We start from the raw sequence: 15,417 nt of genomic DNA, 5'->3' as shown, positions 1-15,417 counted from the left end.
AAATAGAGCCCTGTCAGTATTTCTAGACAGGGTTTCTTGTCTTCGTGTGGAATATCAAAAGTAGCCCTCGTCTACAGGGCGACAGCAAACACTAAGTTGGAGGGATGAATAGCTGATGAAAAACATTATTAATTTTGCGCATCGCGGCGCATCGGCAGTGTGTCCGGAAAATACTATGGCAGCGTTCCGCAAAGGTCTTGAGTTAGGTGCAACCGGGATTGAAACCGATGTACAAATGACCAAGGATGGCGGACTTGTTCTTATTCATGATGAAACCCTAAACCGTACGACAAGCGGAAGTGGCTATGTGAAGGATAAAACCCTTGCAGAGATTCTGGAAGTGGACGCGGGCTCTTGGTTCAGTCCCGAGTTCAAAGGCGAGAAACTCCCCTTGCTAGAAGATTTGTTAGATCTGCTGCAAGGTCGAGATACAGTACTGAACATCGAGTTTAAAAATGGTACTTTCTTTTACCCGGGTATGGAGGAAAAGGTTATCGCGGCTGTACGGGAGTTCAAGATGAGCGATCGCGTGATTTTTTCAAGCTTTAACCATTATTCATTAGCTCACAGTAAAACGATCGCACCTGAGATCAAGACAGGAATTCTATACGGGGAAGGTCTGTATCGTCCTTGGGATTATGCAGCTACGCTTGGCGCAAACGCACTACATGCTTATCATCAAGCAGTACTTCCTGAATTCGTCGAAGAAGCCGCTAAGCATGGCATCGCTTATCATCCTTGGACCGTTAATGATCCAGAGCGGATGAAGGCTTTAATCGAAGCTGGAGTGTCAGGTATTATTACAGATCATCCAGATGTGCTGGCTGGGCTTCTAGCTAAATAATAAGGGAGTGTGACTGTGTGAAAAAAGTCTGGTTGCTCGGATTCGGCTTTTTCAGCATCAGCATTACGTGGAGTCTGTATAACGCATTTGTACCCTTTTTTCTAGAAAAATACGTACATAGTGTGGCACTTATCAGCTTCTTGATGACGATTGATAATTACTTTGCCTTATTCCTGCAGCCTTGGATTGGCAACCGTAGTGACCGCACTACCTCGCGTTTTGGACGCAGAATGCCTTATCTTATGATTGGTATGCCTTTCGCTGCCGTGCTAACCATGCTGATTCCGTTTCATACCGGACTATTTACACTTCTGTTGTTTATGATGCTAATGAATCTGGCCATGAGCTTATACCGTTCACCAACCGTCGCCCTCATGCCGGACATTACGCCAGAAGAGCAGCGTACGAAGGCCAACGGGCTGATTAATTTCATGGGTGGGTTCGGTTCTATTCTCGCGTTTGGCGTAGGTTCTATCCTGTATAAATCAAACCCAGCGCTACCGTTTATCGTTGCTGGACTGATTACCTTATTATGTCTGTTTATCGTATCACGCTTTATTAAAGAAAATCGGGATGGCGTAAACGTACAAATGAAGCTTCCTTCAGAAGCAGCTACTGCCACCAAGCCCTCTCGTATTTCCTTTCGAAGTCAGCTTGACCGTACCACAGTATTTTTGCTAGCGGCGATTTTCTTCTGGTTCGTAGCATATCAAGGCGTTGAGACACTGTTTACCTTATATGGCAAACATCATCTCGGCCTAAGCGAACAGGCGGCCTCCTTCTCGCTCACTTTCTTCTCTTTGGCCTTCGTGCTGTTCGCCATTCCGAGCGGTTGGCTGGGCGGAAGATTCGGGAAGAAAAAAATGATCATCATCGGCGTATGCGGACTAATGACCATTTTTGCTCTCGTCGGTTTTGCAAAGGACTTATTGCTCCTTCGAGGGTTACTGTTGCTAGGTGGAGTCTTCTGGGCTTGTATTAATATCAATTCCTATCCTTATGTTGTGGCAACAGGGACAGAAGAGAGCATTGGTACACGAACAGGGATGTATTATCTCGTCTCTTCCCTTGCGGCCATCAGTTCGCCTCCACTATTGGGACTTATGATTGATCTCTTTGATTACTCGATCCTGTTCTACGTGGCGGCGATTAGTATGGCAGTTGCTCTTGTCTGCTTGTTCCTCATGAAAGGCCGCAAGGATGTGACTAACAGCATTCATTCGCCTGGCGCATAATTTCATTTCAAAGGGAATAGTTAGTCCAATAAAAATAGCGGCAGTCTAGGACCTATTGTAGAGGTCCATGGCTGCCGCTTGTATTTTACACCAACTCATTCTAATTCTTATAGACGGAGTAACGCCCCGTACCAAGCTGTTTGGCAGCGTACATCGCTGTATCTGCTTCATTTAGCAGCCTAAAATGATCCACCTTACCATGACTTATGCTGATCCCTATACTCATGGATACGAACAAGTTATGTTCGCCAAGCTGGTAACTCTTAGTCGTCTTCTCCAGAATCCGCACAGCAAGCTGCTCCGCTTCCTTCTGAGTGCTACCTTTGGCGACAATCACAAATTCATCCCCACCGACGCGGAAAATATGACGTTTTCTTTTGCTGGAGAATTGAATTAGGTTTTTACCCACTTCTTGCAGCAATAAGTCCCCCACATGATGCCCCAAGCTGTCATTGATCGATTTGAAACGATTCAGATCCAGAAACAAAACAGCAAGCTGCTCATTTACTTTGCATCGATCCCAAAAATGATCCATTCCATTCTTATTCAATAACCCCGTTAAAGCATCCTTATACGCCAGTTCTTTCAATTGCTCTCTTTCAGCCAATACTAGATTCATGCGTGTAAGTAAAAACATACATAGGGCTATCGTAAGACTATAGACCAACAGCGGTATAATAACCCCATCATCGGCCACTTCATTTCCCAGTAAGGTTTCTACACCTAGCTGGTGCATGATCCATAGGGAGGCGACGATAATGATCACGGAAAGACCGGTATGAATCGCTCTTTTTTGAGGCGTTTTAGATGAAATATCCCGGTAAAGTCTTAGCACTAAATAACCGGCCGCTGCTGCGATGAGAATGGAGAATAACGTTTGTAAGTAAATCTGGACCTCTGCCACCTTAAATTCGCACATCCTTCTGACTACAAAAATGATTAACTATCTGAGCAATTACTATATTAAAATGCTCTGAACATTATCTGAACACTAATTATATCTTCAAATGCCGTGCACAATTGTATAGTTCGCAATTCCATGTCGAATCGGATTTAATAATCCGGGTGATAGATGTATTACTCAGCAAAACAGTTACATTCAGTTCTGGAAAAAGTCTTCTAAGACTACTCCGTAAAATCGCACCATGGCTAACGACCAATATACGACTGCCCGGATGTTTCTCCGCGATATCTTCGATGGCCTGACTGCCTCTGATCTCACTGGCCTCCGGACTTTCCAGTCCCAAATCTAACTTCTTCCACTCACTTCCCCATCGTTCAACGCGATCTTGTTCCGTAGTACCTTCAATCTGCCCTGCGTTCATCTCACGGATCCCTGGTACTAAACCGGCGATCTCCATGCCAAGCCTTGTTGCAATTACCTCTGCTGTTTGTCGCGCTCTAAGCAGATCACTCGAATATAAATAGTCCCATTGTTCAGTGCTGAGCCGTTCAGCAAGAAGAACCGCCTGCTGCACACCCTCAGCATCCAATGGATTATCCGTATGCCCTTGCGCTCTGCCTTCTTTATTCCACGCGGTACTTCCATGGCGAATTAAACCTATTGTAGTCATAAAGATCTCCCTTTAGTTGTTGAGTTCTAGTACTATTCTTTTTATGGTATCTACATTCTATCAGAATCTTTCCATGGATATTTGAAAAATGAGGTTATCCATGTTTTAGAACTTGAGGTATAATAAACCTTACCGCTTTTTACATCAGCTATAGGATAAGGAGATTTTGGTTAATATGAAAAAGTTATTGTTTCCGTTCTTTCTCGCATTTCTACTATGTTTGGTTCCGGTTTACACAGTTTGTTCCTCCACTGTTGATGCTGCTCCGGTTCCGAAAAACACCGTGTATGTGACCAAGAATAATCACTCGTACATCCCGCTGCGTCTCTTAAATAATTTCACTGGTATACATGCTGAAATGAATGCTAGTGACAAACGTATAACCATTACGAACGCAGACACTAAGATTACACTTACTTTAGGACAAGCAGCTGCGCTAGTCAACGACAAGCCAGTTACACTAACCGATTCCGCTTTTAGTGATAACGGTACGGTATATATCCCTTTGTCCTTTATCAGCAAAACGTTGGGCTTTCAATTAGAGTGGAATCAGGAAGCCTCTTCTGTAACCCTTACTAATAACGGGATTTCATCAACGGTACCTGTACTGACTGGCGCACTTATCAAAGCAGATTCTTCCCCCGTTGTCAGTGCTAGTAAAACTTTCAAGGTGGGCGGAAGATCCTTCAAAGCCCAAACGGTTACGGTATCCCTACTGCATCCTAAAGTGAAGCTCGACGTTGTACTAGCAGGAAATACGGTAGGAAAAGTGGAAGACCTGAGCAGTCTAGCCAAGCGCAATAATGCCGTAGTGGCTATTAATGGTACGTTCTTTGATGCCTATACTAAAGGGGCCTACAAAGCTCCTTACGGTTACATGGTCAGTGGTGGAAAAATGCTCAAAAACAGCTCTGGAGATCGCCGCACGATTTTCACCTATGACAGCAATCACTTGGCCTCGCTTATTCCCGGACTAGAGTTTACGAACCATTTCGCTTCCGGATCTATGGAAGGGGCGCTCCAAGCCGGACCACGTCTGCTTGTGAATGGTAAGGTATCTCTTAATGTTGCGGCAGAAGGCTTCAAAGATGCCAAAATCTTAACAGGCGGCGGAGCCCGCAGCGCACTCGGCCTCACTCGCGACCATAAGCTAATTCTGCTAACTACTGGTGGAGCTACTATCCCACAGCTGGCAGAAATGATGAAGCAGGCTGGAGCGTATCAAGCCATGAATCTGGATGGCGGCGCATCGAGCGGATTATACTACAATGGCAAATATCTCACGACCCCTGGGCGTCAGATTAGCAACGCAATTGTGGTTAAATATCAATAGAATGATCTAGCCAGCGGCACGAACGAGCGTTGTGCTAGGTTCGGCTTCTACTTCTAAGAATACTTTTTTTGATGCATCTATTGCAGTTTGTGCAATAGATGCATTCTTTTTTATAGGAAAATAGGATTCTGTTGTACTTTGTACATTAGAATTCGACCCATTTGTAATAATAAGACGTTTTGGTAACCAATTGGTTGCAGAATGTGCAATAGAATCAAATTCCAATGTCTTTTTGATAGAATCTATTGTACAAAGTGCAACTATTCCTCATATTATTTTTCGGCAGCTAGACGTCCTTTTTGCATAATTTTCCTAGTCCGTGTTACTGTATAACCGTGTGAACCATTGCATTCTTATATTTGATCAAAGGAGCACAACTATGGAGACTATTCTAATCATAGAGGACGATGCTAAGCTCGCAAGCCTTCTAAGCACGTATCTATCTAAATATGAATTTCGTACGGTGATAGTAGAGGATTTCAACAGGGTACTGGAGATTTTTAATGACACCCATCCTGATCTTGTTCTGCTGGACGTCAACCTGCCTAAATACGACGGGTTTTATTGGTGTCGCCAGATTCGCACTACCTCACTCTGCCCTATTCTTTTCATATCCGCTCGGGATAGTGGAATGGATCAGGTGATGGCGCTAGAAAATGGCGGGGATGATTACATCACCAAGCCTTTTCATTATGAAGTCGTACTTGCCAAAATCCGCAGCCATTTACGCAGAGCTTACGGCTCTTACTCACAAATTCAAGAGGAACGGACGCTCCAAGCCGGAGAACTAATTCTTTATCCTGAGCGGTATGTGATTCAATATGGCGGGCAATCCAGCGAACTGACACAGAAAGAGGCGATCCTGCTCGAAGCTTTAATACTAAAGGAAGGACGTGTCGTAAACCGAGAGCGCCTGCTTGATCTTATGTGGGAAGATCAGCATTTCATTGATGACAATACATTAAATGTCTATATTACCCGTGTTCGCAAAAAGCTTAAAGACCTCGGTCTTGGTGATATTGTGGAAACCGTAAGAGGTGCTGGCTATAGGCTTAATGCTACTAAGGATGCGCCATGAAGCTATTTTGGAAAGACCAGATTTCGATAATCCTTTTCTATCTGCTTCAAATGCTGCTTGTTCCACCACTATATTGGCTGACAGGTGAGGACAGACCCCTCTCGATCATGCTCTATGGCATAGCCCTGAGCACTGTAGTTCTTCTATTATATCTCGGCTACCGATACGCTCAGCACCGGAGATTATACGCAGCCTTAAGTAATCCCAAGAATATGCTAGAGGAACATCTTGTTTCCTTAGGAGACACTCCGCTACCAGAAGCTATTCATGAGCTATTACAGCTTATTGATCGCCAGTATCAGGACCAGATCAACCAGCATGTGCGCCGGATGGATCAGCATATCGTATTCATGAACCGCTGGGTTCATCAGATGAAGACCCCACTTTCAGTCATTCAGCTTTCGCTAGAGGATGTTGAGGATGAGGCTGCTATAAGTATTCAGGAGGAATTGGAACGTCTGCGCAGAGGGCTGGAAATGGTGATTTATACTTCAAGGCTGGATCAATTTGAGGATGATTTCCAAGTGGAGCCGCTAGTTCTCAGTAAAGTGGTTAGTGAATCTGTAGCTGAGAACCGCAGGCTTTTCATCCGAAGAGGCATAAAGGTAAATATACAAATCAATCCTAACTTCACCGTATATAGTGATGCCAAATGGTTAATGTTTATGCTAACCCAAATCTTGACCAATGCTGTGAATTACACCTCCGGCACCGATAAAACCGTAACCCTTTCATCAAAGCACATCGGAACGGATTTCTTACTTAATATTACAGATCAAGGTATCGGCATTTCTCCTGAAGACCTCAAACGAGTGTTTAATCCATACTTCACCGGTGAACGTGGACGCCAATACCATGAGTCAACAGGAATGGGACTGTATCTAGTGCGAGAAATTTGCAACCGGCTAGGACATACTGTGGAGCTTCAATCTAAGCTTGGAGAAGGCACTACAGTCCAAATTACATTTCACAACAGTGACCATTTACAGAAATAAGATCGGAGGGTACTTCTAGTCATACTTAACTTATGGCTACGGAGTCCCTCTTCTTTATGTGGCCTACTCGCTTCACGTACGAACATAACCTTAAACGGGTTGTAAGATAACGTTAAGGTAAATCCATAGCAGCACATAGCCCGATCTTGTAAATTATATACATAACACGTCCCCGCTTAGGGACGGCTGAAATCACATTGTAATGGAAGGAATGAAAGGAATGAATGTTTTAGAAGTCAAAGGACTTAACAAAGTATATCCGGGCAAAGTAAAGACACAGGCCCTCACCGATATTCATCTTAGTATTGAAAGTGGCGAATTTGTTGGCATCATGGGCCCCTCAGGGAGCGGCAAAACCACTCTGCTTAACATGGTGTCTACCATCGATCAACCCTCCTCAGGTGAGGTAAATATCAATGGCAGCAACCCTTATCTTTTGAACAAAAAAGACCTTGCTCACTTTCGTCGCAGAGAACTCGGTTTTGTATTTCAAGACTTTAACCTCCTGGAGACTTTAACGGTAGCCGAAAATATCGTGCTTCCTCTAACGCTGGATAATCGCAAGCTCTCCGAAATGGAAGCCTTGCTGCAAAAGGTCGCTGCACGCTTGAACATTACGGAAATTTTGAATAAACGCACCTATGAAATATCCGGCGGACAACGGCAGCGGACAGCGATTGCCCGTGCGATTATAAGTTCGCCTTCGATCATTCTAGCAGATGAACCCACAGGGGCACTTGATTCTAATTCCTCACGAATTGTGATGGAGTCGCTAGAGGATATTAACTGCAAAGAAGGCACTACGCTAATGCTCGTGACACATGATCCGCTGGCAGCGAGCTACTGCAATCGGATTATTTTTATAAAAGATGGGAAGCTAGCAGCCGAAATTCACCGGGGAGATAACCGCCAAGCCTTCTTCCAAAAGATTATCGACACTCTTTCATTCTGGGGAGGGAATAGTCATGAACTTTCCTCAATTCGCGTTTAACAATGTGAAGCGTAATTCTCGGGCGTATTTTGCCTTTTTCTTAAGTAGTGCTTTTATGGTCATGATCTTCTTCTCTTATTCCGTCTTTATTTATCATCCTGGGGTTGCCAGTATCGAGCTAGGTACAAATTCTGCCGCTGGTATGAAAATCGCTTCTTATATTGTGTTTGTCTTTGCTTTCTTTTTCGTTCTTTACTCGATTAGTGCATTTCTGAAACTTCGTAATCTGGAGTTCGGCATACTAATGATGTTAGGTGCACGTTCAGGTCAGATCAACAAACTGATTCTTATAGAAAATATGCTGATCGGACTGCTGTCCATAGTAACAGGTATGTCTTTCGGCATGCTTTTATCCAAGTTATTTTTGCTGCTCAGCACGACCATTATGGGAATGGATCATTTACCCTTCTATTGGCCTGTAAAACCACTGATGATCACATCTATTTCTTTTATATCACTGTTTCTAGTCATCTCTATCTTCACACTCTTATTTATCCGCAAACATCAAGTCCTTGATCTGTTAAAAGGGAGTGTTAAACCTAAAAAGGAGCCCCGTGTATCATGGCTGCTATCACTCCTTGGGCTTCTGTTATTGACGGCTGGGGCACTCGCCATTCGAAAGCAATTGTCTCCAATTACGTTATTAGTTGCTGCTGTCACGGGGATCGCAGGTACCTATTTCTTTTACTCTCAGCTGTCCGTACTCGGAATACGCCTGCTTAAACTAAGCCGCAAGCGACTTTGGCGCGGAACCAACCTGTTATGGATTTCCGAGATGAGTTACAAGATCAAAGATAATGCAAGAATGCTGTTTCTTGTAACGGTTGTAACCTCGCTCGCTTGCATGGCGTCAGGATTTATTTTATCGATGAATCAAGCAAACGTAGAACTCTATAAAAATAGTCCATTCGCCATGGAGTATTCGATTTATAAACCAGGGAAAACTCCCCCTGATTTAGAACCCATTCATAATAAATTACAAAACGCCAAAGTGGAGTATACAGAGAATAAACTTGAGCTGATCTCTGCCTCCATTCAGAGTCTGGGTAAAGAAGCTACCCAAAGCATTGATTTAATATCCTGGTCCCAGTTTAATCAGTTATCTTCAAAAATGGATATGTCCGAAGTAGCTCCCTTATCTGACAAAGAAGCTGTCTTACTGCTAAACCCTCAGTTGAATTCACAGAATTACACTACTAATCAAAAGATTCTGTTGAAGGTTCAAAACGATACGGAGCTTATGCTGAAAGAGGTACAAATTCCGAAGAGCCATCCCATGGGGCAATATACAAGCTCACTCTTAATTGTAGATGACAGCTTGTACAAGAATATCTCTTCTTCAGCAGCGAAGTACACGAGATCATATGTGAAATATCTATATAAAATCCCTGCTTGGGACGGTCCACCGCCTGTGGAAACCTCACCTGAAGCCATCATCACTAAAGAACTGATCCAGTGGAGTAGGGATTCCAACAATACCAATAATCAATATATCTCCATATTAGATGCTCGAGCAGATAATTATCTAATTACCAAACAAGGTATGGCTATGCTTAGCTTTATAGGGATCTTTATCGCGCTTATCTTCTCACTTTCTTCGGCCAGCTTCCTCTTCTTCAAGCTTCATACTGAGCTGAATGCAGATAAGCAAATGTATAATGCCTTGTCTAAAATCGGTCTAAGCGTCAAAGAAATGTCTGCTTCTGCCACCAGACAAATCTCTGTGCTATTCTATATTCCGATCATTGTCGCCACCATCCAGACGCTTGTCGTAATCCGACCGGTATTGAAGCAAATTAGTATCACGAATGTAACGGTGCCTGTGCTGATTACGTCTGGAGCATTCCTTGCTGTGCAAACTATATATTTCATCATAGCGCGATCACGCTACATTCAAAGTCTCAAGAAGATGATGGTATGAAGAATATGGTGAAAAGAATCATAACACTCGATGTACTCCGTGGCTTTGCTCTAATGGGTATCATCTTCATAAACATTCGTCAGATGGTATTCGGTACGATGGAATTTAACTCGCTCGATTTGCAGATTATTCGTTTTCTTGATGTAGCAGTGGATCACCGATTTTTTGTAATATTCTCATTTTTATTCGGTGTTGGCTTTCAGTTATTCTTATCCCGGGCTGAAGCTAAAGGGGAGTCTAAGCCCTGTTTATTATTTCTGCGTAGGCTGTTCATTTTATTTCTAATCGGTCTGGTGCACCATTATTTCCAACCCGGTGAAACCTTGCTCATCTATGCAGTCATTGGACTGATTCTCCTTCCTTTTTATAAGTTAAAGTCAAGTTTTGTATTGGTTGCGGGCATTGTGGTCACCCTTGCAGGTCTCTACTTAGGCCCGATAGTGGTAACGTTTGGTATGTTTCTGCTTGGGCATTGGAGTGGTCTGATTGGATTATTTCAGAATCCATCACGGTATAAGCAAGGATTAAGGATCACACAAGTGGTTTCTCTGCTGCTAATCATTCCTATGTATTTTGCACAGCAGAGTATCATGAATAGTACGGGCGCTCTGGATGTAGCTCTCGCAGTAGGCGGGCTTCCAGTCAGTATTTTTTATGTGACAACGCTAACCCTACTCATGCGCCATGGAGTTGTACAGAAACTACTTGCGCCCCTTGCTTCTCTAGGCAGAATGGCTTTAACCAATTATTTAATGCAGACCGTTATTATTTTAATGCTATCCAATCTGCTAGATTGGCCTGGTACAGTGCATGTATCGACGCAGATGATTGCAGCGGCGGCCATACTGCTTCTACAAATCATATCTAGTACCCTTATTCTCAAACGGTTCCGGATGGGACCGGTAGAATATTTATGGCGACTCGGAACCTATGGTAGACAACGTATGCTTAAACAGCGATAAGATCATACCGAAAGGATTCTGGCTGATCTATGAGCATTTTGCTATAGTTGAACTACTAATTCCTACAGCAAGGAGGCTCAAGATTTATGTCCAAGGCCGATCATATGTTATCCATTCTTTGGATGCTTAAGCAGCGGGGAAGAACCGCCGGAGAACTAGCGGAAGCGTTAGAGATCAGTGTTCGGTCTGTGTACAGATACATCGATGCGTTATGCATCAGTGGTGTACCCGTTATTGCGGATAGCGGGCCTGGTGGCGGTTACAGCTTACCGGAACATTTTATTGAGGCTCCATTATTCTTTGACTCCGAAGAGCAGCGTGCCCTTCTACAAGCTTCTTCTTTTGCCAGGGGGACCGGATATCCTTATGTTGAAGCTCTGGACCGAGCCCTATCCAAGCTAAAAAGATACAGCAATGCCCAGCAATTAGAACAAATGGAGCGCCATGAGAATGGTATTGAGACGATCCATTCTCCTTCCCCGTCACTTAGCCATCTGATTCAAGAATTGGAATTGGGGGCAGCGAACGGATACACCCTGCAAATGGAATATCGTAAGGGTAATGGAGAAACCAAATCATCCCGTGCCATTGATCCTTACGGACTTGTACTCTGGAAGGGCCAATGGTACACCGTAGCTTACTGCCACGAGCGACATGAAATTCGTAGTTTCAGGGTGGATAGAATCATTGAACTACATCGTACAGAAGCTGTGTTCGCTCGTCCTGCTGACTTCTCTGCACGTGATTTTTTGTTAAAGAGCTTACTGCCTGCACGCAATACTGAAGAGAAACTAGTTACAGTAGTCATCGCATCCGACGAGGGAGTCTTGAATGATCTATGCAGTCATTGGTTGTTCGGACATACGCTGGTACAGCGCATGGAAGGACAAGCCCGCTTTCAAGTGGACGAAACTTCTTTACTGACTTATGCACCCTATTTCTTGTTGCCTTATGGAACCACATTACGCATCATGGAGCCTTCCTCACTAAGAGAAAAACTAGCCTCCATAGCCTCCAATTTAGCAGCTCATTATAAGACATAAATTACTTTAGGATCACTGACCGTAGTTGTCAGTGATCCTTTTGTATAGTGTAAATGAGTCTGAGGGAATAAATGAACCTATAAATCAAGGAGGAATAACGAATGAAGGAACTACACTATGAATTTTATATTGGCGGAACACCTGAGCAGGTATGGGAAACCTTAATCTCTCCGGAAGGTACGAAGCAGATTTATTACGGGAGCGTTATTCGTTCAACCTTCAAAGAAGGAGAATTACTGGAATACATCGGACCCGGTGCAGATGGAGATGAAACGCTGCATGTCTATGGGACTCTGCTGGAGTTTACTCCGCAAAAAGCATTGCGTTTCACGCATAAGGTAGGACCTTCCTATCATAAAGGACATGAAAGATATGAGTCGCGTATTTCTTGGCTGCTTGAACCAGTGGGTGGAACTACTAAGCTCACGCTTATCCATGATGAATGGCATCCTGAAGATCCTTCGTATGCAGGCAGCATCAGCGCTTGGTGGCAGGTTCTAAGTAATACCAAGACTTTAGTAGAGACTGGACGCACGCTTGATTTTGGAAGCTGGACATAACTTCACGACTAATAAAAACTTGGATTAGACTATTCCAATTAAAGACAAGCCTATAAGTAGACTCAACCTTAGCCCCTCGGCTGGAGAGCGCAAGCCTTCTTTCCGTTAGGGGCTTTTTTGCGCCTAAATTAATTTTGCCTTAGGGAAACATTCTTGTTGCAGGGACAAAGTTGTTCACATATACTAATATTGTGTCAGACCACAAGAAAAATTCCAATGCACAAAATAATAACCATAAAAATACAAATAATAATAAATGAAAGAAGGGGATCTAATGTCTGGAGCTAGTATTCCTTTATCAGAAGCGGCTAAAGGAAGCACACTGCGTATCAGCGGCATTGAAGTTCAGGGCGTGCTTAGAAGAAGATTACTGGATCTCGGGTTTGTAGTCGGTAATGCCGTTGAGGTGTTACGGCGTAGTCCCTTAGGAGATCCTATAGCTTTTCGGGTAAGCAACACGACCATTGCATTACGTAGAGAAGAAAGCTCTTTAATATTTGGAGAAGTCATCGGAGGTGTAGAAGCATGAGTCATTTCACAGTCGCTTTTGCAGGCAATCCTAACACTGGCAAAAGCACGCTTTTCAATCTGCTGACCGGCATGCGCCAGCATACAGGAAACTGGGCAGGTAAAACCGTCATTACCGCTGAAGGCGAGTTTAAGCATAAGGACCATACGTACCTCGCAGTAGATCTTCCTGGTACGTATTCGCTGTACTCGAATTCTGCTGATGAAGAAGCGGCTAGAGATTATATTATTTTTGAACAGCCCGATGTGACACTAGTTGTTCTCGACGCTACCTCGCTAGAACGAAATCTCAACCTTGCCTTGCAAGTGCTGGAGATTACCGGGCGGGCTGTAGTCTGCATCAACCTCATCGACGAAGCCCGTAAACTTGGTATCGACATCAATCTGAAACGTATTTCCAAACGTCTCGGCGTGCCTGTTGTAGCGATATCAGCTCGCAATAAAATCGGTATTGAGGCGTTATTGGATCAGGTGGAGCGAGTGGCTACAGGCGCATTCACTGCACAGCCACTGCGTATTACGTACAACGAGGAGATTGAACGAGGAATTGCAGAGCTTACACCGCTGGTAGAACAAACCATTGGCAGCAAATACCCGGCCCGCTGGATTGCATTGCGCCTGTTAGATGGTGATGACAGCCTTCTTACCTCACTTAAAGAGAATATGAAGAATAAAGAATTACCTGAAGTAAAGGAGGTCATCGGTCATGGAGTCACCGCATATCACTAAGGGATTAGATCCTCTAGATTCCTTGCTGTCCACAGCGAAAAAGCTCGCTGACGGCGGAGCGATACGGGATGAGATTGTCAGTGGTATCTATGGCGTATCCGCAGGCATCTGCGGGGATGCAGTCACCTATAGGGATAAGAAGAAGCTGAACAGCACTTATAAGCTAGATAATATCGTAACTTCAAAAATATGGGGATTCCCCATTATGCTCGCCATCCTCGGTATCGTATTCTGGATTACGATTGCCGGCGCCAACTATCCTTCAAGCTGGCTTGCTTCCTTCTTCGGCTTCATCGAAGGTTATCTCACTGCCGGATTTGAGGCGATCCATGCCCCCGCTTGGCTACACGGTGTACTTGTTCTGGGATTATATCGAGGAACCTCTTGGGTCATCAGCGTCATGCTGCCGCCAATGATGATATTTTTCCCAGTGTTTGCGCTGCTTGAGAATTTCGGGTATCTGCCGAGGGTTGCTTTTAACATGGATCGGTTGTTCAAAAAATCAGGTGGTCACGGCAAGCAAGCTTTGACCATGTCTATGGGTTTCGGCTGTAATGCCGCCGCGATCCTCTCCACACGAATCATCGAATCGCCGCGTGAACGGATGCTCGCGATTTTGACCAACAATTTCGTTCCATGTAACGGCCGCTGGCCAACATTGATTCTATTGTCTTCCTTATTCATGGCAGGAGCGGCTACGACAGGCGCATTCCGTACCCTCACCACCGCCTCCGTACTTATGGGGATGGTACTGATCGGCATCATCGTTACCCTGACGGTTTCCTGGGTCATGTCCAAAACTGCGCTACGCGGTGTTCCAACACATTACACACTAGAGCTCCCGCCCTATCGTCGTCCACAAATTTGGAAGACCATACTTATTTCCTCTAAAGATAAGTCCCTTAATGTACTTACTCGTGCCATCGTCGTTGCTGCCCCTGCCGGTATTATCACTTGGATTCTTGGCAACCTGTTTGTTGGTGGAGATTCTGTCCTGAATCATATGGCTGCATTCTTCGATCCTTTTGCACACATGCTCGGCATGGATGGCTTTATCATCATGGCGTTTATTCTTGGACTTCCTGCGAATGAAATCGTACTGCCCATTCTGCTTATGGGCTATATGTCCTCAGGTGCTATGGTCGATATCGATAGCTTGGGCAGCATCAAAGATGTCTTTTTATCACATGGCTGGACTTGGCTGACCGCACTTAATATGATGTTGTTCTCCCTGCTCCACTATCCTTGCGGCACTACACTCGTGAACATCTATAAGGAGACGAAAAGCATGAAGTGGGCTGTTCTCTCAGCAGTCATCCCACTCGGTATCGCCATTGGAGTAACCTTTGCTGTCGCTCAGCTTGCTCGGTTGTTTGGCTGGGTGTGACGTAAGCTTGTAGCATGAATTCATCTTACAGCAGCGAACTTTAACTGATTTCAACTTACATTAGCTAAATTTACTTTGTCTCACCTTACAACATCTAATGTTCACCGTATTTCACAAAATTCTGCCCTCCTTGAACTCATAATTAGGGAAATTCTCCCTCAAATTCGAACTTTATAAGCGCAAATTAAACTTTTTGCGGAAATTCTCCCTAATATATAGTCGATTATAGGAAAAATA

At 44.2% G+C, this 15,417-nt stretch carries 15 protein-coding genes; 13 read left to right on the top strand and 2 right to left on the bottom strand.

Translation table 11 applies throughout. From position 1 onward, the window contains the following. Positions 1 to 115 precede the first annotated feature (115 nt). Positions 116 to 844, top strand: coding sequence for a glycerophosphodiester phosphodiesterase (locus NYE25_RS26410; RefSeq protein WP_076301059.1), 729 nt, complete (start codon positions 116 to 118; stop codon positions 842 to 844). Between the two features lie 17 nt (positions 845 to 861). Further along, positions 862 to 2,079 carry an SLC45 family MFS transporter gene (locus tag NYE25_RS26405; RefSeq protein ID WP_341147242.1) on the top strand — a complete coding sequence of 406 codons (1,218 nt, stop codon included), beginning with the start codon at positions 862 to 864 and terminating at the stop codon, positions 2,077 to 2,079. A 100-nt stretch (positions 2,080 to 2,179) separates the two neighbouring features. Here the strand turns inward: NYE25_RS26405 and NYE25_RS26400 are convergent, their stop codons facing one another. After that, positions 2,180 to 2,998, bottom strand: coding sequence for a GGDEF domain-containing protein (locus NYE25_RS26400; RefSeq protein WP_081382828.1), 819 nt, complete (start codon positions 2,996 to 2,998; stop codon positions 2,180 to 2,182). 76 nt (positions 2,999 to 3,074) lie between these two features. Continuing rightward, complete coding sequence (locus NYE25_RS26395) at positions 3,075 to 3,653, bottom strand: histidine phosphatase family protein (RefSeq protein ID WP_042185403.1); 579 nt, start codon at positions 3,651 to 3,653, stop codon at positions 3,075 to 3,077. Between the two features lie 175 nt (positions 3,654 to 3,828). On the opposite strand from NYE25_RS26395, the gene NYE25_RS26390 reads away from it, so the two are divergent. The 11 genes from NYE25_RS26390 to NYE25_RS26340 all read left to right on the top strand — a co-directional run bounded on the left by NYE25_RS26390 (position 3,829) and on the right by NYE25_RS26340 (position 15,180). Then, complete coding sequence (locus tag NYE25_RS26390; protein ID WP_076283988.1) at positions 3,829 to 4,986, top strand: phosphodiester glycosidase family protein; 1,158 nt, start codon at positions 3,829 to 3,831, stop codon at positions 4,984 to 4,986. A 379-nt stretch (positions 4,987 to 5,365) separates the two neighbouring features. Beyond that, positions 5,366 to 6,064 carry a response regulator transcription factor gene (locus tag NYE25_RS26385; RefSeq protein WP_341049914.1) on the top strand — a complete coding sequence of 233 codons (699 nt, stop codon included), beginning with the start codon at positions 5,366 to 5,368 and terminating at the stop codon, positions 6,062 to 6,064. Further along, the gene (locus NYE25_RS26380) at positions 6,061 to 7,059 is read left to right on the top strand and encodes a sensor histidine kinase (protein ID WP_341049915.1); all 999 of its coding nucleotides are present in this window, start codon (positions 6,061 to 6,063) and stop codon (positions 7,057 to 7,059) included. The genes NYE25_RS26385 and NYE25_RS26380 overlap by 4 nt, the downstream gene beginning before the upstream one ends. 220 nt (positions 7,060 to 7,279) lie before the next feature. After that, positions 7,280 to 8,050, top strand: a complete 771-nt coding sequence (locus NYE25_RS26375; protein WP_341049917.1) for an ABC transporter ATP-binding protein — start codon at positions 7,280 to 7,282, stop codon at positions 8,048 to 8,050. Beyond that, positions 8,025 to 9,971, top strand: a complete 1,947-nt coding sequence (locus tag NYE25_RS26370; protein WP_341049919.1) for an ABC transporter permease — start codon at positions 8,025 to 8,027, stop codon at positions 9,969 to 9,971. The genes NYE25_RS26375 and NYE25_RS26370 overlap by 26 nt, the downstream gene beginning before the upstream one ends. Next, complete coding sequence (locus NYE25_RS26365; protein ID WP_341147241.1) at positions 9,968 to 10,933, top strand: DUF418 domain-containing protein; 966 nt, start codon at positions 9,968 to 9,970, stop codon at positions 10,931 to 10,933. The genes NYE25_RS26370 and NYE25_RS26365 overlap by 4 nt, the downstream gene beginning before the upstream one ends. 86 nt (positions 10,934 to 11,019) lie before the next feature. Continuing rightward, complete coding sequence (locus tag NYE25_RS26360; RefSeq protein WP_341147240.1) at positions 11,020 to 11,976, top strand: helix-turn-helix transcriptional regulator; 957 nt, start codon at positions 11,020 to 11,022, stop codon at positions 11,974 to 11,976. A gap of 101 nt (positions 11,977 to 12,077) precedes the next feature. Next, positions 12,078 to 12,536 (top strand): SRPBCC domain-containing protein, encoded by a 459-nt coding sequence (locus NYE25_RS26355; protein ID WP_341147239.1) that lies wholly within the window; start codon positions 12,078 to 12,080, stop codon positions 12,534 to 12,536. A gap of 274 nt (positions 12,537 to 12,810) precedes the next feature. Then, the gene (locus NYE25_RS26350; RefSeq protein ID WP_042185387.1) at positions 12,811 to 13,065 is read left to right on the top strand and encodes a FeoA family protein; all 255 of its coding nucleotides are present in this window, start codon (positions 12,811 to 12,813) and stop codon (positions 13,063 to 13,065) included. Next, complete coding sequence (locus tag NYE25_RS26345) at positions 13,062 to 13,793, top strand: FeoB small GTPase domain-containing protein (RefSeq protein ID WP_339800991.1); 732 nt, start codon at positions 13,062 to 13,064, stop codon at positions 13,791 to 13,793. The genes NYE25_RS26350 and NYE25_RS26345 overlap by 4 nt, the downstream gene beginning before the upstream one ends. Further along, positions 13,771 to 15,180 carry a nucleoside recognition domain-containing protein gene (locus tag NYE25_RS26340; RefSeq protein ID WP_341061280.1) on the top strand — a complete coding sequence of 470 codons (1,410 nt, stop codon included), beginning with the start codon at positions 13,771 to 13,773 and terminating at the stop codon, positions 15,178 to 15,180. The genes NYE25_RS26345 and NYE25_RS26340 overlap by 23 nt, the downstream gene beginning before the upstream one ends. Positions 15,181 to 15,417: the final 237 nt, after the last annotated feature.

The sequence above is a fragment of the Paenibacillus sp. FSL E2-8871 genome (assembly GCF_038000345.1).
In the GTDB taxonomy this organism is placed as follows: Bacteria; Bacillota; Bacilli; order Paenibacillales; family Paenibacillaceae; genus Paenibacillus_AQ.
The sequence above is the reverse complement of the archived record's forward strand: the minus strand, read 5'-3'. Positions and strand labels throughout refer to the sequence as shown.